This is a genomic window from Pseudoalteromonas sp. 4NS20-0020, assembly GCF_057554385.1.
The window spans coordinates 65476-92156 of sequence record NZ_BAAJMI010000004.1 but is presented as its reverse complement, the minus strand read 5'-3'; the positions used below and the strand labels follow the sequence as shown (position 1 = coordinate 92156).

At 40.3% G+C, this 26681-nt stretch carries 25 protein-coding genes and 2 tRNA genes; 18 read left to right on the top strand and 9 right to left on the bottom strand.

The features are described 5' to 3' along the window. Positions 1-27 precede the first annotated feature (27 nt). The 8 genes from priB to alr all read left to right on the top strand — a co-directional run bounded on the left by priB (position 28) and on the right by alr (position 5839). A complete protein-coding gene (gene priB, locus AC27JL_RS10980; protein WP_006793722.1) occupies positions 28-345 on the top strand; it encodes a primosomal replication protein N in 318 nt (105 codons plus the stop codon). Positions 346-357: 12 nt separating this feature from the next. Beyond that, positions 358-585: a 30S ribosomal protein S18 gene (rpsR, locus tag AC27JL_RS10975; protein ID WP_006793721.1), complete on the top strand. Its 228-nt coding sequence runs from the start codon at positions 358-360 to the stop codon at positions 583-585. Between the two features lie 35 nt (positions 586-620). Beyond that, positions 621-1073, top strand: coding sequence for a 50S ribosomal protein L9 (gene rplI / locus AC27JL_RS10970; RefSeq protein ID WP_006793720.1), 453 nt, complete (start codon positions 621-623; stop codon positions 1071-1073). 231 nt (positions 1074-1304) lie between these two features. Further along, positions 1305-1853 (top strand): RNA polymerase sigma factor, encoded by a 549-nt coding sequence (locus AC27JL_RS10965; protein WP_487195625.1) that lies wholly within the window; start codon positions 1305-1307, stop codon positions 1851-1853. Further along, positions 1840-2325 (top strand): hypothetical protein, encoded by a 486-nt coding sequence (locus tag AC27JL_RS10960; protein ID WP_010557856.1) that lies wholly within the window; start codon positions 1840-1842, stop codon positions 2323-2325. Before AC27JL_RS10965 ends, AC27JL_RS10960 begins: the two co-directional genes overlap by 14 nt. Positions 2326-2334: 9 nt before the next feature. Continuing rightward, a complete protein-coding gene (locus AC27JL_RS10955; protein WP_487195624.1) occupies positions 2335-3270 on the top strand; it encodes a DUF4097 family beta strand repeat-containing protein in 936 nt (311 codons plus the stop codon). Between the two features lie 110 nt (positions 3271-3380). Then, positions 3381-4760 carry a replicative DNA helicase gene (gene dnaB / locus AC27JL_RS10950; RefSeq protein WP_006793716.1) on the top strand — a complete coding sequence of 460 codons (1380 nt, stop codon included), beginning with the start codon at positions 3381-3383 and terminating at the stop codon, positions 4758-4760. Next, the gene (alr, locus tag AC27JL_RS10945) at positions 4760-5839 is read left to right on the top strand and encodes an alanine racemase (RefSeq protein WP_487195623.1); all 1080 of its coding nucleotides are present in this window, start codon (positions 4760-4762) and stop codon (positions 5837-5839) included. Before dnaB ends, alr begins: the two co-directional genes overlap by 1 nt. 14 nt (positions 5840-5853) lie before the next feature. On the opposite strand, the gene AC27JL_RS10940 is transcribed toward alr, so the two are convergent. After that, positions 5854-6093, bottom strand: a complete 240-nt coding sequence (locus AC27JL_RS10940; RefSeq protein WP_006793714.1) for a DUF2960 domain-containing protein — start codon at positions 6091-6093, stop codon at positions 5854-5856. A 108-nt stretch (positions 6094-6201) separates the two neighbouring features. Here AC27JL_RS10940 and AC27JL_RS10935 point away from each other — a divergent pair, with 108 nt between their 5' ends. From AC27JL_RS10935 to AC27JL_RS10925, 3 genes are read left to right on the top strand one after another with little or no spacing between them, the layout of a single operon-like run. Beyond that, positions 6202-6453 (top strand): YkoF family thiamine/hydroxymethylpyrimidine-binding protein, encoded by a 252-nt coding sequence (locus AC27JL_RS10935; RefSeq protein WP_006793713.1) that lies wholly within the window; start codon positions 6202-6204, stop codon positions 6451-6453. A 34-nt stretch (positions 6454-6487) separates the two neighbouring features. Next, the gene (gene pnuC, locus AC27JL_RS10930) at positions 6488-7111 is read left to right on the top strand and encodes a nicotinamide riboside transporter PnuC (RefSeq protein WP_008131932.1); all 624 of its coding nucleotides are present in this window, start codon (positions 6488-6490) and stop codon (positions 7109-7111) included. Positions 7112-7114: 3 nt separating this feature from the next. Further along, positions 7115-7921 carry a phosphotransferase gene (locus tag AC27JL_RS10925; protein ID WP_487195622.1) on the top strand — a complete coding sequence of 269 codons (807 nt, stop codon included), beginning with the start codon at positions 7115-7117 and terminating at the stop codon, positions 7919-7921. Here AC27JL_RS10925 and AC27JL_RS10920 read toward each other — a convergent pair. After that, positions 7918-8100, bottom strand: a complete 183-nt coding sequence (locus AC27JL_RS10920; RefSeq protein WP_006793710.1) for a hypothetical protein — start codon at positions 8098-8100, stop codon at positions 7918-7920. The genes AC27JL_RS10925 and AC27JL_RS10920 overlap by 4 nt on opposite strands. A 246-nt stretch (positions 8101-8346) precedes the next feature. Between AC27JL_RS10920 and AC27JL_RS10915 the strand changes: the two genes are divergently transcribed. The 3 genes from AC27JL_RS10915 (at position 8347) to AC27JL_RS10905 (ending at position 12302) form a co-directional block, all read left to right on the top strand. Then, positions 8347-8421 (top strand) — tRNA-Arg (locus tag AC27JL_RS10915). Between the two features lie 205 nt (positions 8422-8626). Beyond that, complete coding sequence (locus AC27JL_RS10910; protein WP_487195621.1) at positions 8627-10846, top strand: EAL domain-containing protein; 2220 nt, start codon at positions 8627-8629, stop codon at positions 10844-10846. A 187-nt stretch (positions 10847-11033) separates the two neighbouring features. Further along, the gene (locus tag AC27JL_RS10905; protein ID WP_138740813.1) at positions 11034-12302 is read left to right on the top strand and encodes a cyclic di-GMP phosphodiesterase; all 1269 of its coding nucleotides are present in this window, start codon (positions 11034-11036) and stop codon (positions 12300-12302) included. On the opposite strand, the gene AC27JL_RS10900 is transcribed toward AC27JL_RS10905, so the two are convergent. Continuing rightward, positions 12262-12585 (bottom strand): hypothetical protein, encoded by a 324-nt coding sequence (locus tag AC27JL_RS10900; protein WP_082014454.1) that lies wholly within the window; start codon positions 12583-12585, stop codon positions 12262-12264. The two genes, AC27JL_RS10905 and AC27JL_RS10900, sit on opposite strands and share 41 nt — an antisense overlap. A gap of 284 nt (positions 12586-12869) precedes the next feature. Between AC27JL_RS10900 and AC27JL_RS10895 the strand changes: the two genes are divergently transcribed. Then, complete coding sequence (locus tag AC27JL_RS10895) at positions 12870-14147, top strand: outer membrane protein transport protein (protein WP_039038442.1); 1278 nt, start codon at positions 12870-12872, stop codon at positions 14145-14147. A gap of 108 nt (positions 14148-14255) precedes the next feature. On the opposite strand, the gene AC27JL_RS10890 is transcribed toward AC27JL_RS10895, so the two are convergent. The 3 genes from AC27JL_RS10890 to pepA form a co-directional block, all read right to left on the bottom strand. Beyond that, positions 14256-17111 carry a valine--tRNA ligase gene (locus AC27JL_RS10890; RefSeq protein WP_487195620.1) on the bottom strand — a complete coding sequence of 952 codons (2856 nt, stop codon included), beginning with the start codon at positions 17109-17111 and terminating at the stop codon, positions 14256-14258. 53 nt (positions 17112-17164) lie between these two features. Further along, positions 17165-17611 (bottom strand): DNA polymerase III subunit chi, encoded by a 447-nt coding sequence (locus tag AC27JL_RS10885; RefSeq protein WP_006793705.1) that lies wholly within the window; start codon positions 17609-17611, stop codon positions 17165-17167. A gap of 149 nt (positions 17612-17760) precedes the next feature. After that, positions 17761-19272: a leucyl aminopeptidase gene (gene pepA, locus AC27JL_RS10880; RefSeq protein WP_010557831.1), complete on the bottom strand. Its 1512-nt coding sequence runs from the start codon at positions 19270-19272 to the stop codon at positions 17761-17763. Between the two features lie 309 nt (positions 19273-19581). Here pepA and lptF point away from each other — a divergent pair, with 309 nt between their 5' ends. Further along, entirely contained in the window at positions 19582-20694 is a 1113-nt protein-coding gene (gene lptF, locus AC27JL_RS10875) for an LPS export ABC transporter permease LptF (protein WP_487195619.1), read from the top strand. After that, the gene (gene lptG / locus AC27JL_RS10870) at positions 20691-21758 is read left to right on the top strand and encodes an LPS export ABC transporter permease LptG (RefSeq protein WP_008131921.1); all 1068 of its coding nucleotides are present in this window, start codon (positions 20691-20693) and stop codon (positions 21756-21758) included. The genes lptF and lptG overlap by 4 nt, the downstream gene beginning before the upstream one ends. Positions 21759-21838: 80 nt before the next feature. Here the strand turns inward: lptG and AC27JL_RS10865 are convergent, their stop codons facing one another. After that, on the bottom strand, positions 21839-22339 hold the full coding sequence (locus AC27JL_RS10865) for an RDD family protein (RefSeq protein ID WP_305472952.1): 501 nt from the start codon (positions 22337-22339) through the stop codon (positions 21839-21841). Between the two features lie 327 nt (positions 22340-22666). Between AC27JL_RS10865 and AC27JL_RS10860 the strand changes: the two genes are divergently transcribed. Then, positions 22667-22751: transfer RNA gene (locus AC27JL_RS10860), tRNA-Leu, on the top strand. Positions 22752-23483: 732 nt separating this feature from the next. Here AC27JL_RS10860 and AC27JL_RS10855 read toward each other — a convergent pair. Then, the gene (locus tag AC27JL_RS10855) at positions 23484-25376 is read right to left on the bottom strand and encodes a putative bifunctional diguanylate cyclase/phosphodiesterase (protein ID WP_487195617.1); all 1893 of its coding nucleotides are present in this window, start codon (positions 25374-25376) and stop codon (positions 23484-23486) included. 12 nt (positions 25377-25388) lie between these two features. Continuing rightward, the gene (locus AC27JL_RS10850; protein ID WP_487195616.1) at positions 25389-26519 is read right to left on the bottom strand and encodes an FIST signal transduction protein; all 1131 of its coding nucleotides are present in this window, start codon (positions 26517-26519) and stop codon (positions 25389-25391) included. Positions 26520-26681 lie beyond the last annotated feature (162 nt).

Here is a 26681-nt window from a genome sequence, read left to right as displayed (position 1 = left end):
ATGGCGTTTAACTGGCGGTAAATATAAATGGTTAGCCCTTTTATGAATCAGCTGGTTTTATCTGGGGTAGTTTGTAAAACACCCAAGTTAAGCCAAAGCCCTGCTGGCATCCCGCATTGCATTTTTGTTTTAGAACATAAATCGATGCAAACCGAAGCAGACCTTAACCGTAATAGTTATGTAAAGCTTCAGGTTGTTGCCAGTGGAAAGCAAATGCAACAACAGACTCAACATTTGCACGTTGGGCAGGCATTGCAAGTGAGTGGTTTTTTAAATCGCCACGAAGGTCGTAACGGCCTTAGCCAATTGGTTTTGCATGCTCAGCATATAGAAAGAATTATTTGAGGAATTAATCTCATGGCACGTTATTTCAGACGTCGTAAGTTCTGCCGCTTTAAAGCGGAAGGCGTACAACAAATCGATTACAAAGATCTAGCTACTCTTAGAAACTATGTTACAGAAAGTGGCAAAATCGTACCTAGCCGTATTACGGGTACTAGCGCTAAATTCCAGCGCCAGCTAGCAACTGCTATTAAGCGTGCTCGCTACTTAGCCCTTCTTCCATACACTGACTTACATAAGTAAGCAGCGGATTAACAGTTTTTAAAAGGTGTAGAAACATGCAAGTTATTCTACTAGATAAGATCGCTAACCTAGGTAGCCTAGGTGAACAGGTTGTAGTTAAATCTGGTTTCGCACGTAACTTCCTTTTCCCTCAAGGTAAGGCAGTTCCTGCGACTAAAGCTAACATTGAAACGTTTGACGCTCGTCGCGCAGAACTTGAAGCGAAAATCGCTGAACAGTTAGTTGCTGCACAAGCACGCGCTGAAAAACTAGAAGCATTAGCAGAAGTTACTTTAGTATCTAAAGCTGGTGACGAAGGTAAGTTATTCGGTTCAATCGGTACTCGTGACATCGCTGACGCTATCTCAGCTGTTGGTGTTGAAGTTGCTAAGTCAGAAGTTCGTTTGCCTCTAGGTACTATCCGTGAGACTGGTGAATTTGACGTATCAATTTCTGTTCACACAGACGTAACGGCTACTATCAAAGTAATCGTAATCGCTGAAGCTTAATTTTAAATTAAGCGACAAAAGCCGTGCTTTTAGCACGGCTTTTTTGTGCCTAAAATTCAGTTTTTTTATTATTAATGTGGTACTGCCTCCTAATACTCTTCTTACTTAGAATTTAAATTCTTTAAATTTATTTTCATTTCATTCAAACCTTTTACCGCTGTTATTGCGTCTAACTTATCAATACACTGGAAATGGTACCAATACCATAATAATTAAAAGGTGATATCACGGATGTTACACGTTAAACCCGATCAACCCGCTGAGTGCGAAAATGCATTGATTGAGCGCGTAAAGTCGGGTGATCAAAGTGCATACACAATGCTTTACCAATTGCATATAAAGCGCGTTTACGGTTTGTGCTTGCGCTTATTAGCTGATCAGTCGCACGCTGAGGATGCTGCGCAAGAAGTGTTTGTTCAGGTGTGGCACAAAATAGCAATGTTTGATGGTCGTTCGCAGTTTTCTACTTGGTTATACAGTGTGGCGAGTAATATTGCGATTAACTACTTACGTAAACAAAAAAGCTGGGTACAAAAAGTCGTTAGCATTGAACAAGACGGTATGGATGAGCAATCGGCTAAAGACTGTAAAGGCTTAAACGGCTTAGATAAGCTAATTGTTAGGTTACCTGAGCGTGCACGGATTGTGTTTGTATTGTTTGCAGTAGAAGGTTATCGACATGAAGAAATAGCAGATCAATTGGGTATTGCCGTTGGATCAAGCAAATCACAATATCATCGAGCAAGGCAGTTATTACAAGAGTGGTATGAAAATGAATAAACCAAACTTTGACGACTTTTTAGATAAATCATTAAACACGCTTGATAAAGAGATAACGCCACAAAAAGATCTGTGGGCAGGCATAGAAAGAGCCATTGTAAATACCAATGAGCCTGAGCAATCAGCCGTTACTTTATGGCCAAAGTTAAGCGCAATGGCGGCATGTACCGTTGCTGCACTAGTGGCGCTCAATATGTTTGTAATAAACCCTAAACCACAACCGGTTGTGGCCATAAGTGACTATTTTGCACAGCAAAAGCAAAGCTTACTGGTGCAGTATAAAAATCAAGACGCCTTAACCGATAATTGGCAAACACAATTACAAGAGCTTGAGGAGGCAGAGTATGCCATTAAGCAAGCACTTAAAAACGAACCCCAAAACCAGGCATTGCTAACAATGTTAGCGCAGATTTATCAACAACAACTTGATTTGATTAATAAGGTGCATGCACCTCGTTGGCAAAGTATTTAGGAGAAAAACATGAAAGCAATTTTACTAGGATTAAGCTTATTTCCACTTGCTGTACTTGCAGGAGAAAAAATTGATAAACAAATAGAGGTGCCAAAAGAGGGTACTGTTTTTATTGAGAATCAGCGTGGTGATGTAAGTATTGCTGGTTGGGATAAAAGCGAGTTTAAAGTAGTGGGCGAGCTTGACGATAAGGCAGAAGGTTTTGAGCTCGAAACAAGAGGCGACAATACATATTTTGTTGTGAAAATGCCACGTAAAATGGGCTGGGGCAGTAATGGCGATGGCTCTAAACTAACTATTTTTATGCCGCATAGCAGCGCATTAGACTTTCGTGGTGTTAATGTATCGGTAATAGCTAAAGCACTTAAAAATGGTGCAGAAGTAAATGTGGTTAATGGTGAAATTACCGCACAAAATTTAGCAGGTAATATTAAGCTAACCAGCGTTAACGGTGATGTGAATGCACAAAGCCTGAGCGGTAATATTCAATTTGAAACGGTAAATGGCGAAATAAATGATGAACAGTCTAGTGGTGAGTTACGCTTTAGCGCTGTAAATGGTGATATTAAGTCGTCATCAAGCGCGAGCGATGTTCGTCTTGAAAATGTGAACGGTGACATAAACTTTAAGCTGGCTAGCATCAAAAACCTACGTATAAACACTGTAAATGGTGAAGCTGAAGTTAGTATTGGTGAGTTGCTAGACAGTGCAGATGTACGTTTCGAATCAGTAAGTGGCGATGCAGAGTTTTTCTTCCCTACTAATGTATCGGCTAAATTTGAGATTGAAGCCCATGCCAATGGCAAAATTATTAATGAGCTTAGCGATGACAAAGTAAAAAAAGCCAAATATGGCCCAGCCAGTGAGCTTGAGTTTGTTATTAATGGCGGCAATGCAGACGTTGAAATGGATACTATAAGTGGCCGTATTGAGCTTAAAAAGTAAATCGTAAACTTTTGAGTTACAAAAAGCAGGAAAAGATTTCCTGCTTTGCTATTTGCACAACCCCGGCAAGTCGATAGAATAGAGCCATTCAATTTTAGTACTGTGAAGTTATGGCCAAACCAGATAAGCAAGTCGATACCCTTAAAGTTCCTCCCCATTCAATAGAAGCTGAACAATCTGTTTTAGGTGGCTTAATGCTTGATAACCAAGCATATGACCGCGTAGCCGAACTTGTTGTATCTCAAGATTTTTATACTCGTACGCACAAGCTTATTTTTGAAGCAATGACAGAGCTTGCAGAGTTGGGTGATCCAATCGATTTAATTACGATTTCTGAAAGCCTTGAAAAAAATAATAAACTGGCAGGAATTGGTGGTTTTGCTTACTTAGCCGAAATAGCCAAAAATACACCGAGTGCCGCTAATATCGATGCATACGCTAATATTGTGCGAGAGCGTGCGGTTGTGCGTGAAATGATTGGTGTAGCAAATGAAATAGCCGAGGCCGGTTTTAATACCGAAGGGCGCACAAGCCATGACTTATTAGATTTTGCCGAGAGTAAAGTATTTAAAATTGCTGAGCAGCGTTCAAAAAGCACCGAAGGCCCGCAAAGCATACACAACATACTCGAAAAAACTGTTGATAAAATAGAAGAGCTATACCAATCTCCGCAAGATGGTGTAACAGGCGTAAGTACCGGCTATGCTGACTTAGATAAAATGACCACAGGTTTACAGCCTTCAGATTTAATTATTGTTGCAGCACGTCCTTCAATGGGTAAAACCACCTTTGCGATGAACCTTGCAGAACATGCAGCAATGACACAAGACAAGCCTGTGCTTATTTACTCATTAGAGATGCCCTCTGAGCAAATCATGATGAGGATGCTGGCATCACTTGGTCGTATTAACCAAACCAAGGTACGTACTGGTCAGCTAGACGATGATGATTGGGCGCGTCTTTCATCAACCATGGGCTTGTTGATGGAAAAAGGTAAAATGTACGTTGATGATGCATCAGGGTTAACACCTACCGATGTTCGCTCACGTGCACGTCGTATTGCGCGCGATCATGGTGGTATCAGTATGATCATGGTTGATTACCTTCAGCTTATGCGTGTGCCGAGCTTATCGGATAACAGAACCCTTGAAATTGCAGAGATTTCACGCTCTCTTAAGTCACTAGCAAAAGAATTAAAATGTCCGGTTGTTGCGCTTTCGCAGCTAAACCGTACGCTTGAGCAACGTGCTGATAAACGCCCAATTAACTCAGATTTACGTGAATCTGGCTCGATAGAGCAGGATGCCGATTTAATCATGTTTATATACCGTGATGAAGTCTACAACGAAGACAGTACTGAAAAAGGCATCGCCGAAATCATCATAGGTAAACAGCGTAATGGTCCAATTGGTAAGGTGCGCTTGACGTTCCAAGGGCAGTTTTCTCGCTTTGATAACTACGCAGGTCCTGCGATGGATGACGAGTATTAATGCGCTTAGCTACTGCTGAAATTAATTTAACGGCACTTGCGCATAATTTAGCGCAGGTAAAGCGTTTTGCACCAAACAGTAAAGTTATGGCGGTATTAAAAGCCAATGCTTATGGCCATGGCTTGGTTAAAATTGCACAACATTTAAATGATGCAGACGCATTTGCAGTAGCACGTATAGATGAAGCTTTAGCGCTTCGAGCTGGCGGGTTAACAAAACCGATTGTGTTACTTGAAGGCTTTTTTAATAAAGACGATTTACCTATTTTATTGGCCAATAACTTTCAAACTATTATTCATGATGAGTATCAGCTTGCCGCTTTGGAAGAGGCTGAGCTTGAAGCGCCTTTATTGTGCTGGCTTAAAGTAAATACCGGCATGCATCGCCTGGGTATTGCCCCAGAGCAGTTTGATGAATTTTATAAGCGCCTGCAAAAAACACCCAATGCCAATAACACCGTTAATTTAATGACCCACTTTGCATGCGCGGACGATGTAAATAACACCAAGACAGCACAGCAAATTTCACAGTTTGACTGCCTAGTAAATAATATTAACCAAGCACATTGCTTATCTAACTCGGCAGGCATTATTGCTTGGCCGAATGCTCATGGCGATTGGGTGCGTCCTGGTTTAATGCTATATGGGGTATCACCTATGGCAAACGCATTGGGTGAGCAGCACCAGCTTAAACCCGTTATGCGTTTAACGACACGTGTTATAGCAGTGCGCCATGTTCCAGCTAACGAGGCCGTAGGATATGGTGGGCGTTGGAAAAGCGATAAAGCGACTCAGTTAGCTGTGGTTGCTATGGGATATGGTGACGGTTACCCGCGACATGCAAAAGAGGGTACACCAGTGGTTATTAGCAAGCAGCGCTATGGTATTGTAGGTAGTGTGGCAATGGATATGATTAGCGTAGACATAGGCCAAAACGAGCACAACATAAAAGTAGGCGACAGAGTCACAATGTGGGGCCCAGAGCTACCAGTAGAAGAAATAGCACAGTGCGCCGATACCATTCCTTACGAGCTTTTGTGTAATATTACACCGCGTGTAAGTTATGAGTATCAGCCATAATTAAATAGTGATAATTACTCTTTAATAAAGTAAATATCACTAAAGCCCATGCGGGCAAATTCTTGATCACGAAAGTTACGAACAGAAGCTGACCCTTTAGAGGTCATTTCTATTTGCTGTACCATGCTTAAGTAATTCGTTAAATCAATGCCTTCGGCAGCAGCAATTGCTTGATACATGTCGTGGTATTTATCTTTAGCAAAATTTATTTCGCGTGGTTGGTTTTTAAATTTATAGGTTATTCTGCGTGCCATATTACGCTCATTGTAATTGAGTATTAAAGCGATTTTACACTGTATTTAGTAGCGGCTCTAGCATTGAATGACACGATATAACTAGGCACTCAAACCATAGGGTTAATAATGAAATTATCAGTAGAGATTAGTAAGTACCCACTTCATCAAGATTACATTCCTTTTATCAAAGGCTTTATTGATCGATTAAACGAATACGATGGTTTAAAAGTGATTACTAATACATTATCGACGCAAATTTTTGGCGATTATGATTTAGTGATGCAAGTACTCAATACCGAAATTAAACGTTCATACGAAGAGTTTGGCAAAGCTATTTTTGTGTGTAAGTTTTTGTCTGGCGATTTATCGCCTCAGTAGTTTTTTCGCCACAATTTAACGGTAACAGCACACTATGGAATTTATAACAAAAACGTTAAGCGGTTTTACTGCCATGTCGCATTGGGAATATATTGCGGTTGTGTTATCAATTGCTTATTTATTGTTGGCGATAAAAGAAAGCCTGTGGTGCTGGCCTGCTGCGTTTTTTAGTACGCTAATTTATACTATTATGTATTGGAATGGCGCATTGCTAATGGAGTCATTACTCAACTTTTATTACATGTATATGGCTGTATTTGGCTGGGTTGTGTGGCGAAAAGGCAAAGCTAATAATAACAACCTGAGTATTAGTTCTTGGTCTATGGAACGCCATGCGCTCTTAATTATACTTACCTCTATTGCGGCAACAGGCATTGGGTATTTTATGACTAACTATACGCATGCTGATTTCGCCTACCTCGATAGCTTTACAACCTGTTTTGCCGTTGTGACGACTTACTTAGTTGCCAAAAAAATCCTTGAAAACTGGTTGTATTGGATAGTCATAGACGCAGCGTCTATGTATTTATATTACGAAAAAGGCTACTACCCAACATTAGCGCTTTTTGTGTTTTACACCATTATGGCAGGGTGGGGATTTAAAACCTGGTATGAAGAATACGAGCAAAGCCAAGCTAAGCCACTCGCACAGCTTTAATTTATGAGTGATTACAATGCACTTATAAACAAATGCCGTGCGTTTATAGCGCCAAGTAGCGTTATTTCATGCGTGCCTTTATCACAAGGTTTAAGTAACGAAAATGTGTTAATAAATACGACTCAAGAGAAGTATTTATTAAAGCGTTACAAAGACCATTGGCCAGAATATGCCTTAGAGGCACAGCGTCGCCTGAGTGCGTCAAATATATGTCCTTCGCCTGTATGGCTTGATAAACAAAATCAACTGGCTGTGTTTAATTACTTTGACGGTAGTACCGCAAAGAGTCTATCAATCGACGACGTGATTAAAAAGCTTGTCACTGTCCATGCTTACTCGGCTAGCACTGAGCCAATGAACATAGCCCAAGAGCTAAGCTGTTATAAATGTTCACCAGTGTATTTGGAGCATCAGCAGCTAATTAGTGCAGCGGTTAACTTTATTACGACCATGCCTATCGAGCTTGGTTTTTGCCACAACGATTTAATAAAAGATAATTTAATAGTGAATGAGTCAGGCAGCTACTTAATTGATTTTGAGTACGCTAAAACTAACGACGTGTATTTTGATTTAGCGGCGCTAAGTGTTAGCTTTGAGCTAAATAAAAATAATGATGATGCGTTATTAAATAGTTACGCTAAATATAAAGATAAACAGGTAGGGTTTGTAACATCAAGCGATAAGCTTAATTGTTATAAGCTGTTGTTTTTGGTTTTAAGTATTGGTTGGTATGAGCAGCGCGACATAAGAGCTCCAGCAAAAAAATTACGCGCGCAGCTGCTAAAACTTATTGCAGCATGTGGCTTTTAAAGGCCACCAAAACGCGCTGCTAATTCTTTATATTTTGCTACTTCATCTGCATCAAACTGCGGTTCGCCGTTTTCATCTTCTGACTTAGCGATTAATAAACTTTCACGTGCAAGACGTTTTACGCGCTCCTCTTTTACACCTAAAAACTCTGCAACTTGCTCCGTAGACATCAAACTCATTATTAATTCCTCTTTTAAATATTTTCATTACTGTGACAATGATAGTTAAAATGTTGCTAAAGCGTAACTATTTTTATCGAATATTAATAAATAACGCGTTTTTATAAAATAGTCACATGTTTTATTCAAAAGTGCCTAATTAGTAATCATATAAACTAATGTCGCTAGCATTTGTGTAAAGATGGCTTTATCATTAGCGCATGCTAACACATTGATATCGCGAGTTGATGTGGCGGCAGCAAATGTGCTCTCGTGGTGAAATGGATATCACGTGGCCCTCCGGAGGCTGAGTTGTAGGTTCGATCCCTACCGAGAGCGCCATTTGATTTAACTATGCCCAACACCTTACCTGCGTTTCACTCCTTTTCTAAGTATTAACCATCTTGCTTAAATAGACTTTACTGCCTATTGTTTTGATTATGATAGATATCTAATTACGCCATTGGTGTGTTGTGTTTGTGTTATTCAAATACATCAACAGAACAAAGGTGTATTAATACATTCGTACTTTTGGGAAACACAGTGAATGGATAGTATTGAGCAGCTTAAATTTGATCTGGCAAAGGCAGATGCCAAAATATCTGAGCTAGAAAAAAACGCCTGTTGTAATGATTTATTTATACATATATTTAACTCTTCCCCTGTCCCATTTGTATTGAATGACGCTCATAACACTATTGTCCATGCTAATGATACGTTTGTTAATATGTTTGGTTATGGAGTAAGCGATATACCCACATTAGATGAATGGTGGGGCAAAGTACTTCCTAATAGCCATTATCGCGACTGTGTGATGAGCTTATGGCACAAAAAATTAATCGATTCAAAAAAAATGAATACTCGTTTTGAGCCAATGCAGCTAACTATACAGTGTAAAGATGGGCGTAAACGTACTGTACTTGGCAGTGCCGTTCCTTTAAAAAATGGGGATACCGGTATCATATTAAATATTTTTTATGATATTACTGAACTTGAGTATGAAAATGGCCAAATACGTGAGCTATCTAATATCATTACTGAATTAACCCTTTCTTTAGAACAGCAAAAAAACGATCTCATACTCGAAAAACAAAAAGCCTCAGCAAACACAGAACGGTTAAGTTTAGCCATGAAGGGCGCTAATGATGGACTTTGGGATTGGGATATTGCTAATGAAAAAATGTATTACTCACCGCGATGGAAATCGATGTTGGGGTATAAAGAAGACGAGCTTACAAATAGTTTTGCTACATGGGAAAGGCTTGTTCACCCTGACGATCTAGCTCCAGCAGTTGCTAAAATCCATTCGTTTATGGAATCTAAAACTAAGCACTATGAGGCTGAGTTTAGAATGCGCCATAAAAATGGTAGCTATGTAAATATTTTGTCTCGTGCTTTTGTTGTTGAAAGTGAGGAAGGTGAAATTACTCGTTTAGTGGGCACTCATGTAGATATTACAGCAAGAAAAAAATCAGAAGAAAAACTCAGCTACCAATCATCTCATGATTCACTCACTGGTTTAGCAAATAGAAGAGAGTTTAAGCGTCGCGTTGAGCTTTTATTGTCAGTTGCTGCTGAAAAACGAGTTGATCATGCTTTATGTTATATGGACCTTGATCAATTTAAAGTAGTGAATGACACCTGTGGTCATTTAGCTGGCGATGAATTACTTCGTCAGCTCGGTTCTTTATTGCAAAAAGTAGTAAGAAAAACAGATGTGGTAGCACGCCTCGGGGGGGATGAGTTTGCTGTATTGATGGAAAACTGCTCATTTGATAACGCCCATCGTGTAACTAGCCTAATTCAAAAAGAAATTGAGGATTATAGATTTGTTTGGGAAGGTCGCAGCTTTCGTATAGGTGTAAGCATGGGGTTGATTCAAATTACTGATAAATATGTGGATTTTACAGAGGTGCTAAAGTTAGCTGATGTTGCTTGTTATATAGCAAAGGAGAAGGGACGAAATAGAATTCATGTTCATTATGATGATGACGAAGAGCTAGCAGTACGCCAAGGCGAAATGCAGTGGGTAAATAGAGTCCAAGATGCAATAGATGAAAACCGCTTTAAAATATACGCACAATTAATTGAGCCACTCGCTTGCGATAAAAATAAACATTATGAATTGCTATTACGCATGGTCGATGATCAGGGAGGTATAATTCCTCCGGGTGCTTTTTTACCTCCTGCAGAGCGCTACCAACTGATTGTTAAAGTAGATAGTTGGATGATTGAAAACGCATTTAGAATGATTCTAAATAACGTCGATTTTCTCAAAGGGGTTAACTTTTTGTCTATTAACCTTTCAGGACAGTCACTTACTAATGAGGACTTTTTAAAATTTGTTACAGAGCAACTCAAACTACTGGGTGAACATAGTGAAAAGATTTGTTTTGAAATAACCGAAACAGCTGCCATTTCGAACCTTGAACTTGCCAGTAAGTTTATCACCCAATTAAAAGTGTTAGGGTGCCGTTTTGCACTAGATGACTTTGGAAGTGGTTTATCATCATTTGGATATTTGAAGAACCTCAAAGTTGATTATCTTAAAATAGATGGGATTTTTGTAAAAGATATTGAGGTTGATCCGATTGATCATGCAATGGTGAAATCAATAAATGAGATTGGCCACGTTATGGGTATGAAAACTATTGCTGAGTTTGTCGAAACTTCACAAATTAAGCAAACTCTATTAGAAATGGGCGTAGATTACGCGCAGGGTTATGCTGTACATAAACCACAGCCAATAGAGGAACTATTAAAATAATTAGCTTCGAGCAACTAGATTAAAGCCACCTAATTAATAGCGTGGTAAATTTATTTAAATGTACTTTTTTAAGTGAGTGATAAGCAATCCTTTATAGTCATTTATTAACGTAAATGAAACAAATGTTAGACTTGTACAGGTGTAAAATGCTATCAATGGTGTTTAATTACCTATTTTAAATACCTTTATGCTTATTACTCTACCTATCACTGAACTTGTTCCCGGCATGTATGTCGATAGCGTAACTAAGCAACATGAAGGTGTTAATGGAATAAAAATTAAAACCAGTGGTTTGGTTCGTGAAAAATCAATTATAAAACGTTTAGCGACAGAAGGCGTGCTTGAGCTATTAATTGATTTTACTAAAGGCGATGTAGCCATCCCCGCTAAGTACAAGCCAACTTCCAAGTCCCCTGAAAAAAATAAAAATTTAGCGTCTACAAAACTAAGTGATCAAACAAAGGCAAAGCCTGCCAAGGATAAATCAAAACTCGTAAATACACCTGCAAGTATAACGCTTGAGCAAGAGTTTGCTGCAGCCAGTGAAGGTTACGAGCGCCATAGTAAAAAATTAAAGTCGCTATATGGAGATATAACCGCAGGCATGGCCGTTAATGTAAAAGTACTTGATGAAATAGCCGGTGAGATAGTTAGCTCCGTTTTTCGAAATACCAACGCTATGACCATACTTACGCGCGTAAAAGACAAGCACAATTACAACTGGCGACATATGATCAATTGTGCCATTTTTACCGCCGTGTTTGCTAAGTACTTAGGTTACAAGCAAGGGGTTGTTCAACAATTGGCAATGGGCGCATTACTCCATGATTTAGGCCAAGCTAAAATACCACAAGGTATACTATCAAAACCCTCTAAGCTGACCGAATTTGAAATGAGCGCGGTAAAAAAGCATGTATCTCAAGGGCTGATATTAGCAAAAGAGGAAGAGGGTGTAACGCCACTCATGTTAGACATGATAGTAAATCATCATGAGCGATTAGATGGCTCAGGTTACCCCAGAGGTGTAAGTGATCAAAAGCTCAGTCGTGCTGCGCGTATTATGGCTATTGTTGATGTATATGATGCGATGACCGCTGATAAGCTATACAAAGAAGGCGATGAGCCTATTAATGCACTACGTTACTTATTGGCTAGTAACAAGTTATTTGATGCTGAGTTAGTGCAGCGCTTTATAAAGTGTTTAGGTGTCCACCCTGTGGGAAGTATTGTTAAATTAACTAACGAGCGTTTAGCAATCGTGTTAGAGGGAAATACCCAAAACCCTATTAAGCCAAAAGTTAAATTATTTTATAATGCAAAGCATAATCATCACGTAACGCCTAAAGATATAGATTTGAGTACCGACAACCAAGAGCTTAAAATTTTAGCGAGTGTAAAGCCCATGGATTATCAAATCAACTTATCTCGTTTGTTAAAAGATCATCTTCTCGTTTAGCCTTAATACATTGTCGCTTTTGGTTTGCCTGAGCTGATATAAACGCGCCTAAAAAACAACTTCCCATTAGTACCAACCACAACAAAGTGCCAAGCTCTACATGTAAAGCTGTGCAGCAAAATATGAGCGATACAACAGCATTTAACATAGCGCCTAGCCAGTAACGATTAACAGGGTTGTCGCATTGTCCGGCCTGTGTGCACGCGCAGTAATTTGCCTTATAAAAGAAAAATACACTGGCTCCACAAAAAATGAGACCCACCATAATTAGTACAATCAGCACAGTTTTAACCCGTTGGTTATTTTAAAAAGAGTTTAAAATGCGGCGTAATCCATGTCAATCTAAATGATAATTAATTACATTTAGAGTAATTGCTCTAATAACATATTTCTTGTCCGATGAGTTTTAAATAGTTGTTAAAATGTAGTTAAAAAACGTGTTTTTTAGGTGTTTTTGGTGTGATCATGAAGTTTTTTTCTAAAAATTAATGTAGTGTAGCCGAGTTTTGAATATAAGTAACAACACACATAGCTACCCAAACAGTGAGTTTGGTTAAGGACACAACAATGAAATTTTCTAAAACGCTTATCGCAGCCTCGCTTGCATTTGTTTCAGCTGACTCTTTTGCAGCTGCGTTTCAATTAGCTGAGCAAAACGCATCAGGTTTAGGCCGTGCTTATGCTGGTGAAGCATCTATCGCAGACGACGCGTCTGTTGTTGCACGTAACCCTGCTTTAATGACTTTATTTAAAGATAAGCAACTAAGTGTTGCTGCTATAGCCGTTGTTCCAGATGTTAGCCTTGAAGGCACTGGTACAAACAATGGCATCGACCCGAATGCATTAGATGACGACAGCATTGCGCCTAGCGCCGTTATTCCAGCAACTTATTTCACTATGCCAGTAAACGACAGAGTATCAGTTGGTTTTGGCGCATTTGCTAACTTTGGTTTAGCAACAAAATTTGATGACGACTACGCGGCAGGTCAAATTGCGGGCGAAACAGAAATTGTAACCGTAAATATGAACGCAAGCGTTGCCTATAAAGTAAGCGAACAGTTCAGCTTTGGTATTGGCTTAAATGCAATTTATGCAGAAGCTAAAATTATTCGCAAGTTTGGTGCTTCAGCTTTACCAATCCCCGCTTCAACAGATGCAGTAAACCTTGAAGGTGATGATATTGGTTACGGCTTAAATGTTGGTTTAATGTACCAATTAGACGAAAACAGCCGTTTTGGTTTTAACTACCGTACAGAAACTGACATCACGTTTGAAGGTGAATACTCAAACGAGCTTCCTTCTGCATTTATTCCTGGTGGATTAGACGGACAGCTTGAACTTCCTGGTTCGGTTGAAATAACGCTACCTGCTATTGCTGAGTTTTCTGGTTCACATCAGTTAGACGAAAAATTAGGCTTGCACTACAGCGTATTGTGGACTGGCTGGAGCAGCTTTGATTCATTGGAAGCACAAGTAACAGCACCAACGGGTGATAAGTTTAGCGCATTTGAAAAAACAGAAGATTTCTCTGATGCACTTCGTTACTCAGTAGGTACTGACTACCAGTACAACGAAAACCTATTGTTACGTGCAGGTATTGCGTTTGACGAGTCGCCTGTATCACAACAGCATTTATCAATCTCGATTCCAGACACTGACCGCTTTTGGTTCTCTTTTGGTGGTAACTACATCATCGATAAAAACTCAAACGTTGATTTAGGCGTGAGTATTATTCGTGGTAAAACACAAAACTACACTGAAAAAGATAACTTAGGCTCGCAGTGGTCTTTTGAATCTAAAGGTCATGCTACGCTTATTGGCGCGCAGTACAACTACACGTTTTAATGTAGAAGTGCCTTTAGCTTAATCATTAGGCACAAAAAAAGCCGCTCACTTTAATTAAAGTGAGCGGCTTTTTAATACCTGCTAAATTGCTTTAGCAGGTGGCTAAAATTATAAGCTTTCAATCTTCGTTTTTTGCTCAAGCAGCTTAGTTTTAGCATCGGTGAATTCAGCTAACTTAGCGTTTTCTTTTGCAAGAACAGCTTCTGGTGCATTGTTTACAAACTTTTCGTTAGCGAGTTTGTTTTGCACTTGCGCTAGGCCTTTTTCTGCTTTTTCGAGTTGCTTGTTGATACGTGCAAGCTCTGCTTCAACATCAATTAAGCCCGCCATTGGGATCATAATTTCAAGGTTGCCAACATAAGAGGTTGCACACGCTGGTGCGTCGTCTTTGTTTTCAAGCATTGTAAACTCTTCAAGCTTAGCCAATGATGCCAAGAACGATTTATTTTCTTCAATACGGCGCACATCTTCGCTCGATGCATTGGCAAGTAATACGCTCAGTGGCTTGCTTGGGCTAATATCCATTTCACCACGAATATTACGAATAGCTAAAATGAATTGCTTAACCCACTCTAAGTCTTCCATCGCTTTGGCATCAACGCTTGCTTCATTATAAACAGGGAAGCCTTGTACCATAATGCTAGTGCCCGCTGTTTCAAGCCCTGCAAGTGGTGCAACGCGTTGCCAAATCGTTTCTGTGATGTATGGCATCATTGGGTGCATTAAACGTAGTAGGCTTTCTAGTACTGTAATGAGTGTATTACGTGTACCGCGCTGCTGTGCTTCATTGCCTTTAAATAATACAGGCTTAGTTAGCTCTAAGTACCAATCACAGAACTGGTTCCATGTGAATTCGTAAAGCGTGTTTGCAGCTAAATCGAAGCGGTAGTTATCAAGGTGCTCAGTGTAGGTTTTAACGGTGGCTTCATATTGGCCTAAAATCCAACGATCAGCTAACGAGTACTCTTTTTGTGCATCGTTTGCAAAACCACAGTCTTGCTCTTCTGTGTTCATTAATACGTAACGGCTCGCGTTCCATAGTTTATTACAGAAGTTACGGTAACCTTCAAGGCGGTTCATATCCCAGTTGATATCTCGACCGGTAGATGCCATTGCTGCAAGGGTAAAGCGAAGCGCATCGGTACCGTGTGCTTCAATACCATTTGCAAATACCTTGCGCGTGTCTTTTTCAATTTTAGCGGCAAGTTTTGGCTGCATCATGTTGCCAGTACGCTTTTGCACTAAGTCTTCAAGCTCAATGCCGTCAATCATGTCTAGCGGATCAAGTACGTTACCTTTTGACTTAGACATTTTATCGCCGTTGTCGTCACGTATTAGGCCAGTCACATACACTGTTTTAAACGGCACTTGTGGTTTACCGTTTTCATCTTTAATAAAGTGCAGCGTCATCATGATCATGCGCGCAACCCAGAAGAAAATAATATCAAAACCCGTTACTAACACGTCAGACGGGTGGAAGGTTTTTAAATCATCGGTGTTTTCTGGCCAGCCTTGCGTTGAGAATGTCCAAAGTGCAGATGAGAACCATGTATCAAGTACGTCTTCGTCTTGGCTAAGTGCTACGCTATCTGCAATGTTGTTATCGCGGCGTACTTCCGCTTCGTCGCGGCCAACGTATACGTTGCCTTCGCTGTCGTACCAAGCTGGAATACGGTGACCCCACCAAAGTTGACGTGATATACACCAATCTTGTACGTCGTTCATCCACGAAAAGTACATGTTTTCGTATTGCTTAGGCACAAATTGAATGTCGCCGTTTTTAACTGCATCTTTAGCAGGTTCTGCAAGTGGCGCAACACGTACATACCATTGGTCGGTAAGTAGTGGCTCAATTACCACACCTGAGCGGTCGCCGTAAGGAACAGTTAGGCCGTGATCTTCAATTTTTTCAAGTAGGCCAAGCTCTTCAAATTCAGCCACAATCGCTTTACGCGCTGCAAAACGATCAAGCCCATGAAAACGCGCTGGAATTGGCGCATCAAGCTCAAGCTCTTTGCCATCAAAGGTGTAAGTTTCACCTTGCGTTAAAATAGCGGCGTCTTTATCGAAAATATTGATCATTGGCATTTTGTGACGCTTGCCAACTTCGTTATCGTTAAAGTCGTGAGCTGGGGTTATTTTTACACAACCTGTGCCTTTATCTTTATCTGCGTGTTCATCAGCAACAATGGTGATACGGCGATTAACGATAGGTAATAAAATGTCTTTACCAATTAAATCTGTGTAGCGCTCGTCATCTGGGTTTACTGCAACACCTGAGTCGCCCAACATGGTTTCTGGGCGCGTAGTTGCGACTACAATGTAGTCTTTACCGTCTTGTGTTTTAACGCCATCGGCTAGTGGGTAACGTAAGTTCCACATGTGGCCTTGTTTGTCTTTGTTTTCAACTTCAAGATCAGAAATAGCAGTGTGTAATTTTGGATCCCAGTTTACTAGGCGTTTACCACGGTAAATTAGGTTTTCTTTATGAAGGCGAACAAATACCTCTTTAACCGCTTCAGATAAACCATCGTCCATCGTAAAACGTTCACGGTCCCAATCAACTGATGCGCCAAGACGACGAAGCTGTTTAGTGATTATGCCGCCCGATTCGTTTTTCCACTCCCAGATTTTATTAATAAAATCTTCACGGCCTAAATCGTGGCGAGTTTTACCTTCTTCAGCGTGCAGTTTACGCTCAACCAACATTTGCGTTGCAATACCTGCGTGGTCAGTACCTACTTGCCATAATGTGTTGTTACCTTGCATACGTTTAAAACGCGTAAGGGTATCCATTATTGTATCTTGGAAAGCGTGGCCCATGTGTAAGCTACCCGTGACATTTGGCGGCGGGATCATAATAGAATACGGTACGCCTTGGCCAGATGGCTTAAAGTAGCCTTTTTGTTCCCAGTCTTGATATAGAGACTGTTCAATATCTTGCGGATTGTAGGTTTTATCCATTACACAGAACCTTAAATAAGTACTTAAATTAGTTGGTTAGTTTGCCTGAGTGGCTAGCTATTAATATCTTGCGTGGTGAGATTGGCACCGAGTTGGCGTAGCTTTTTAAAACGCTCGCGGGCTGCTTGTTTAGCAACAGGTTCTACGGGGACAAAATCAAAAACTTGGTTAAATCGGCGAATGTAATCAGGTAGCTGAGTGGCCAAGTTTATTAAAACTTTTCGGTTGCCAACAGGTGGCGTAATACCAATTTCAACAGGGGCTCCGCCTTTAGGGCCTTCACCTTGTAAATTGTGTGGTACAAAACTGTCTGGGTCGAATGCCCAAATAATTTCATCAATGGCACAGGCTGTATCGTTATCGTTTACACAAATAAATACACGTTGCCCATTACGATACTGATCGGCCGCTATTTGTGCAGCCAAAGCAAAATGATCATCAGCCTGGGCTTTAGACTCATCTTGTTGCTTTAGAACGAAAAATTTAGCGTTCATGTTCATTGTATCGGGCTTTCCCATGACATTGAATGTGCACTAGGTTAATACACATAAATTAAGAGGCAGATTTTGCCATATAACGGGGTTTGCTTCAATTAATACACAAATAAATAAGGCGCCTAACGGCGCCTTATTTTGAACTAAACAGATAATTAATCGTGTGCTGCTTCGCTTACACCCGCTCTGTTTAATAAATACTGAGTTAGCATAGGAACAGGGCGTCCTGTTGCGCCTTTATTTGCACCACTTCGCCATGCAGTACCCGCTACATCTAAATGCGCCCAATTATATTTTTTGGTGAACTTAGATAAAAAACACGCTGCGGTAATTGTGCCTGCCGCGCGCCCACCTAAGTTAGTAAAATCAGCAAATGGGCTTTCTAGTTGGTCTTGGTAATCGTCCCACAGTGGTAGCTGCCATGCACGGTCGCCACTTTGCTCAGACGCTTTCAATAAGTCGTGGGCAAGGGGGTTATGGTTTGCAAGCAAGCCTGTTGCATGAGCACCTAATGCAACAATACATGCACCTGTAAGGGTGGCTACATCTATGACGGTATCTGGGTCAAAACGCTCCACGTAGGTTAACGCATCGCATAATACTAAACGACCTTCAGCATCGGTATTAAGTACTTCAACCGTTTGCCCCGACATCGTTGTTAAAATATCACCTGGTCGGTAAGCATTTGAACTTGGCATGTTTTCACAACCAGCTAAAATACCTATTACGTTTATAGGTAATTGCATTTGTGCCAAAGCGCGCATTGCACCTATAACACCTGCAGCACCGCCCATATCGTATTTCATTTCATCCATGGCTTCGCCAGGTTTAATTGAAATACCGCCTGAGTCAAAGGTTAAACCTTTACCAACTAACACAATTGGCGCTTGCTCGTCGCTTGCACCTTTGTAGTTAATAACCGACATAACAGATTCGTTATCACTACCACGGCCAACCGCTAAGTATGAGTTCATACCAAGCTCTGCCATTTTTTCTTCGCCAATAATATCAACGGTGATGTTATCAAAATTAGTAGCAAGCTCTTGCGCTTGTTCGCCTAAATACGCAGGGTTACAAATGTTGGGTGGCATGTTGGCAACGTCTTTACACAACTTGCTGCCAGCAGCGATAGCTAAACCGTGCTCAATCGCACTTTCACCAATAGTGAGTTCGCGGCGCGTGGGTACGTTAAATACAATTTTACGAAGTGGACGACGCGGGTCTACTTTTTTACTTTTAAGTTGATTAAACGTGTATAAGCAATCTTGCGTTGTTTCTACGGCTTGGCGTACTTTCCAATAAGTATCTCGGCCTTTTACGTGTTGCTCTGTTAAAAAGCATACCGCTTCCATTGAGCCTGTATCGTTTAAGGTATTTATTGTTTTAGAGATAATTTGTTTGTATTGCTTGTCATCAAGTTCGCGCTCTTTACCGCAACCTACAAGCAAAATACGCTCGCTTAACACGTTAGGGACATGGTGCAATAATAAAACTTGGCCAGGTTTACCCTCTAGGTCGCCACGGCGAAGTAAATTTGAAATATAACCATCACTGATTTTATCGAGTTGTTCACCAATGGGGGATAACCTGCGTGGTTCGTACACGCCAACGACAATACATGCGCTGCGTTGTTTTTCTGGGCTACCACTTTTTACGCTAAATTCCATTGTTGCTCCTGGTTGTGAGTCATTTGAGCTAATAAATAAGGCCAAAAATAATATTTTCTAGTCTTAGTAGCTAAGCTTATGTAGAGATAATACTCATTTTAGCTGATTTTTACCGACTCTTACTGTGTAATTGAACTTTATATGCTTAAGGGCTACTAATGCAACATTATATCTTGCACTTAGGTAGGATAATTAATTTTGATGGCTTATAATAATAGCCTATTTGTCGGTATAAACTGTGCAAAATAGCTATTTAACTATTCGACACTCACTATTGTAGTGAAATACTAAGTTTAACAGGGGCGAGCATTGCTTATTTTTCGTTATTTGACCGCTGAGGTTTTAAAATCGCAGGTCGCCGTATTTTTAACTTTAATGACCATTTTTTTATCACAAAAGCTGGTGGTTATTTTAGGTGACGCATCAGAGGGAAGCATTCCTGCTCAATTAGTGCTGTCGATGATTGCGTTAAAGTTACCACAACTTGCCTCGTTAATTCTTCCATTGAGTATATTTTTAGGCATTATTTTAGCGTACAGCCGTATTTACGCCGACAGCGAAATGACGGTATTAAAAGCGTGTGGTGTGAGCGAATGGTATGTAGTACGTGTAACTTTAATATCAAGCGCAGGCTTGGCGCTTTTGGCTGGCGCATTAACTATGTACCTAGCACCGTGGGCCAGTGAGCAAGAATATCAATTAAAAGAACAAGCTAAAGCTGACGCAGGGCTGTCAGCATTAAGAGCCGGTCGTTTTCAAGAAACAGGGAACGAAAAAGCCGTGGTGTTTATTCATAACATTGAAAATGGTGGCAAAGAGCTGAACAAAGTGTTTGTTGCACAGCTACCAAATAGTGATAACGATGAATTAGCTCGACTAGTATACGCAGAGCAAGGCGTGGTAATTGAAGCGCAAAACGGTGAGCAACAGTTAGTGTTAACCGATGGGAAACGATACGAAACCGACGCAACAACACCAGCATTAAACCTGACCGAGTTTGATGGCTACAGTGTACAAATTCGTGAACAAGAAATAGAGCATCAACGCCGTAAGTTAGAAGCTGTGCCGACAAATCAGTTGCTTGCTATTAATACTCCTGAGTCTATTGCTCAATGGCAGTGGCGTATTGCTATTCCTCTTTCTATTCCGCTGCTTACTTTATTAGCAGTGCCGTTAAGTGTGGTTAATCCTCGCCAAGGTAAATTTGCTAAATTGGTACCCGCTATAAGTTTGTATCTTGGGTATTTTATTTTATTAAATGCCGCAAAATTCGCGATAGAAGATGGCAAAATACCGGCGTCAATTGGGCTTTGGTGGATTCACTTGAGTGCCTTATTTATTGGTGGCTTATTAATTATTAAAGGCCGCCCAATAGGCGCTTTGCTTAAAGCTGTTGTCACTAAGCGGGAGTTAAGCTCATGATGAAAACACTCGACTGGTATTTAGGCCGCAGCATCTTACAAACAACAGGCTTTGCTTTGTTGGTTTTAGTTGGCATCAGTACCCTAATTAAATTTATTGAACAGTTAAAATCGGTAGGGCGTGGTAGTTACGATTTGATTACCGCCATGCTGTATACGCTGTACAGTATTCCTGGTGATTTAGTGGTGTTTTTCCCTATGGCTGCGCTCATTGGGGGCTTAACAGGGCTTGGTGCGCTTGCTTCAAATAGTGAATTAGTGGTTATGCAAGCTGCGGGTATGTCGCGGTTGCAAATTATTGGTTCGGTGATGAAAACCGCCATGTTTATGGCCATTTGTATGATGGCGCTTGGCGAATGGGGAGCACCAGAGGCACAGTTACGTGCAAAAGAAATGCGAAACCAAGCTATACATGGCGGAGATGTGTTTAGCGCACAAAAAGGGGTTTGGGCGAAAGATGGAAATAACTTCATAAATATAGAAGATGTGGATGAAAGCGGTAAGCTTAACGGTTTGCACATGTACTATTTTGATAGCTCACTTGAACTTACTCAAATTACTAAAGCTAAAGAGGCAATTAGCCGAAAAGATGGATGGCTTTTACGTGATGTAAACAAAGTAATTATTACGGATGAGTTAATTACGACTGAACTACACCCAGAAGAGTTTTATCCATCGCAACTAACCGCTGAAAAGTTAGGCGTTGTATCTGTAAAGCCTGAGTCGCTTTCGTTTACAGGATTATGGTCGTACTTAAGTTACTTAGAGCAAAATGAGCAAGATACCAGTACTTATGACCTTGCTCTTTGGCGAAAGTTTATGCAACCCGTGTCGGTTGCGGTTATGTTATTGGTTGCGCTCTCTTTTATATTTGGTCCGTTACGCACTGTAACTATGGGCGCACGAATAATTATGGGTGTTGTAACAGGCATTGTGTTTCATTTAACAAACGAGATATTTGGTCCCGTGGTAATGGTTTACCAAATACCAGCCATAATTGGCGCCGTGCTGCCTAGTGTTATTTTTATAGGCTTTGCGACCTACTTAATGAATAAACGGGTATAAGCGACTATATCTAAAAATAAAAAAGGGTGACTAGTAAGTCACCCTTTTTTGTTTTTAGAGGTTTTATTAGTGTGTATACATTAATCGAGCTCGCGATATATACGTTTGTTCTCTTCTTTTGAAAGAGCAACAACCTCTGTTTTAGATAAGTAATCTTGTAACGCTTTTTTGTTTTTAAAATCAACTAACACAACTAAGTTACCTAAACCAAGTAACGCGCCCATGCAGCGAATAACTGATTGCGACCAACTAATTAAATTGCCATCGTTAGTTTGTACTCTTAATCGCCATGCTCGCATACCAATTGTTTGACCGCTTTTGGTCCAAAAGTAACTAAAAAAGATAACATTTACGCCCACAAACAACGCACTGCGAATGCCATCTAGTAAAGGTGAATTTTCTATAAATGCAGCAGGGTCTTGACCTTCGGTTTGTTCAATAAGGCCCGTAGAAATTAAAATTTGAATTGCAGCAAAGTACAAAATAGCGGTTAGCATAGATAATGAAATGACGACTAAAGAGTCGTATATTAGCGACGCAAAACGGCGCCAAAAACCAGCACGTGGAAACTCACCCGACATAAAAATACTCTCACTGTTAATGTGTGGCTAGTTTAGCAAAAAAGCGCAAAAATACTAAGCGCTATAGTATGTTGGTATCATTTAACTATTGGTTTAAATAATATCTGTATTTTTAAAGTGCTTTATTTACATGACGCTTTAATTTTTTTAAATGTTAAGAGTTGCCTAAATGTTAAGCGGTTGATCATGCTTATGTAATAAAAGGCTTGCTGCTAACCCTATTGTTTGTATAATGCTTGGCATAGAGACGAAGGCACATAAATAATCCTAAGCTCTAAAGTGGTTTTTCTTTATCTTCTCGTGTTTAGAAGGTTAAAGAAAAATGATGCCAGCGTGATGAAATTGGTAGACATGGGGGATTCAAAATCCCCTTCCGAAAGGAGTGCCGGTTCGAGTCCGGCCGCTGGTACCACTTTTTATAACCTCTGCTAGATTTAGCAGGGGTTTTTTTATGTCTAAAATTTGTGATGACGGACTCGAGCGGCACTCAAGTGCGCTGCTATAAGTTAAGGTCCGGCCGCTGGTACCACTTTTTATAACCTCTGCTAGATTTAGCAGAGGTTTTTTTATGTCTAAAATTTGTGATGACGGGCTCGAGCGGCACTTAAGTGCGCTGCTATAAGTTAAAGTCCGGCCGCTGGTACCACTTTTTATAACCTCTGCTAGATTTAGCAGAGGTTTTTTTATGTCTAAAATTTGTGATGACGGGCTCGAGCGGCACTTAAGTGCGCTGCTATAAGTTAAAGTCCGGCCGCTGGTACCACTTTTTATAACCTCTGCTAGATTTGGCAGAGGTTTTTTTATGTCTAAAATTTATGATAACGGACTCGAGCGGCACTCAAGTGCGCTGCTATAAGTTAAAGCCCGGCCGCTGGTACCACTTTTTATAACCTCTGCTAGATTTAGCAGAGGTTTTTTTATGTCTAAAATTTGTGATGACGGACTCGGCGGCACTCAAGTGCGCAGGTATAAGTTAAAGTCCGGCCGCTGGGTGAGAGTAAACCGAAACGAAGTTTCGCAGTTATTCGAAGTGAGTTCATGGATGAACGATGGATGTAGCTTCATGGACGAATTAATTACTCTATAATGGGGCTTTTACTAATAGGCTCGAGCGGCACTCAAGGTGATATTCTAAATAGTCATATCACTTTGCGTGGCTGTTTTTTCGTATTAGCTTTGTAAATGAATCAGAGGGCATAGGGCGGTACATAAAAAATCCTTGCGCCATTTCGCAGTGAGTCTTTGATACGTAATCAAGCGTTTCTTGATCCTCTATTCCCTCTGCAATAATAGCTAAATCTAAGTTATGACCAATATCGATAATACACTTGGCAATGGCAGCGCTTTGTTCATCAGTAATGACATTTTGTAAGAACGATTTGTCTATTTTTAAGTAATCGATAGGCAATAACTGTAAATAACTAAACGACGAGTAACCTTTACCAAAGTCATCCAATGCAAACGCAACACCATAGTGCTTGAGCTTATGCATGGTTTTACTCATCTTCTCTTTATTTTCCATAAAAATAGATTCAGTTAACTCAATAATTAATTGATCGCCACTAATTGATGAGTTTGAAATACTTTCAATAATGTAATCAATAAAATGCTCGTCCTGAAATTCAATAATTGATAGGTTAACCGCAAGCTTTAAAGGCGCGATCCCCTCTAGTTGCCATTGCTCTAATAGCGATATAGCCGAGCTAATAGCAAACTCACCTATTTTTTTTATTAGCCCAGTTGACTCAGCAATAGGAATAAATAAATCGGGCGGTATAGACTCTCCGCTAGCCGTAAACCAGCGCATCAACACTTCAGCTCCCAAAATCTGATTGCAGTCTAAACCTATTTTAGGTTGAAGGTATATTTCTAATTCTTGGTTGTTTATTGCTTTGCGAAGTTCGCGCTCAATATCCATTTGTTCACGGGCATGAGCTTCTAATTTCCTATGATAAAAACGGTAGGCATTTTTGCCATTATTTTTGGCGTCATACATCGCCATGTCGGCGTTACTAAGCAAGGAGTCGGGCGTAATACCATCTTGTGGATATAACGCAATTCCAATGCTTGATGATACATATTGAGGTCGACCATTTATAATAAATTCTTTACTTATTGTCTCTAACAACGCCTCGCACAAGTTTTCAATATTATTTTTTGACTTAACAAGCTCAACAAGAATTACAAACTCATCACCACCTATTCGGGCAAGTGTGTCTTGCTCTCTTAAACGGTGGTTAATACGCTCTACCATTTTGATTAGTAGTTCGTCGCCGCCTTTGTGGCCTTCAGTGTCGTTAACTCGCTTAAAGTTGTCTAGGTCTAAAAAGAGCACTGCGGTCATCGAATCATCGCGTCTTGCGAGTGTTAGTGAATGCTCAAGACGGTCCATAAATAATTGACGGTTTGCTAATCCAGTTAGGGCGTCATGGTAGGCTTGAAAATGAATGATTTCTTCATGTTCTTTTTCAACGCTGATATCACGAATACAAAATACACGACCAATAAGTTGGCCATTTTTAAGCTGAGGAAGTGAGCGGTAGCTATAATGCTTGTCGTCGATAGATTCAAACTCGCCACTCAAGGCCTGTTTTGAGTCTGCTTTTAATTGCGCGATAATGTCGGCGCTTTTGTTGCCTTTTTTTATTATTGTATCTATTTGGCTAAAGTAATTATATGCGTTTAAATTAAAGCGCTCGAAGAACTCTCTGGCCATTATATTGGCACTCACAACGTTACCTTTTAGGTCTAGCACAGTAACTTGTTCGCCTATAGCGTCAAATGTAGCATTAAGCACGCTAATTGAATGTTCTAATTGTTGCTGTGTATCAGAAAGCTCATTAAGTTGGTTTTTAAGTAAATCATTACGCTCGTTTAATTCGTTAGACGTAATAAATAATGACCGTTCTAAAATATTGATTTCGCGCTCATTCAGTTCATAAGCATCAGATACCCGCGATATAATATCGGCATACTCTTGAACAAAGCTTTCATCAACCTTACTACGTTTTAACTGGCGTGCTAGCAGTTTATGCAACTTGTAAACCTCCTAGTTTTCACTTAACAAGGTGAGGGTCATGGTTTGATTATGTAAATGACACGGCCCCAGTGGTACATGAGGCGATAACTCGCCGTAGGAGTAAAAGCCGGTTCTAGTGCAGTTTTTGGGAAGTAAGTCTGCAATTGTTTCAAGCTCTTCTTCAATTAATTGGTCGAGTATCATTCGTCGGCCAATACAACTCACTAAAAGCGCAAGACTAGGCTGGTTGCTGCCCATCATTTGTATGGCTGCTTCACCTGCCTGTTGTGCTCCATCAATCAGATTTTCGTAGTTTGCGCGCATTAGTTGGCATTTAGCACCCTCTGGGAGATTACCCGCAAAGGTCATGCTTTTTTTATCTTCATCAATACTTAAAATGGTTCTGACTACGGATTGTTCTTCACCAACTTCTTGCATAGATAGCGGGAATAATAAAGCAGAACTTGGCAGCCCGTCAGCGTATTCACCTAACATCGTTTTGTACAACTCCAGTGAAGGACTGTGGTCTATTTCATAAAGGGTATTTTTAGTTGATTTGGTAATTTCGCGTATAGGGCCAAATGGTTTCCACCCGCCCATGGTGCCATGGCTAATATTTAACTTTTCGCCATAAAACCCAACAACAACGACTAAGCCTTTAGTAACGTTATCGTTGTGCCATACTATGGTTTCTTTAAAGCGGGCCTGATCACCCGCTAAGCCACCGGTCACAAGTACGTTTTTAGGTAATGCACCAGTAATACCCTCAATGAGCTCGCTACCATTTATAAGCTGCCCATCAGAAACAACAAACACATAGCGTAAGCCATTATGATCTAATTGATTTACAAGTGCAGCGCCCAAAGAGCTTGAGTCGGCATAGTTACTAATGTTATCTGACTTGGCAATAACATGACTTTTCTCAAAGTGGACGGCGGTCAGCGCTATGCTTTTGTCATGTATTTCACTACCTTGAATTTCTCCGCTGGTAGAGCACCCTACAATTTCAGCCTCAGGGAAAGATGATTTTAATTGTGACAACATGTGCGATGTTGCCATGACATGTCTGTCACCAAAAGCAAATACTAATGCTGCATCAGATTTTTTTGGTAACGGCGTTTGCCATTCGCCTTCTTTATAAATAGATTGAAAAGTGTTCATAATTTAAAGGCTTTCCCGCACAGCTATGTTATTAATAATATAGATTATAGGGTAAATGCAGGTAAATCCACATTTGTTACGTTTAATTAACGCTCTTTTGAAGTGCTTACCACTTTATATATTAAGTATTTAACCCTTTTAGATAGGAAATTAGGCTTAACA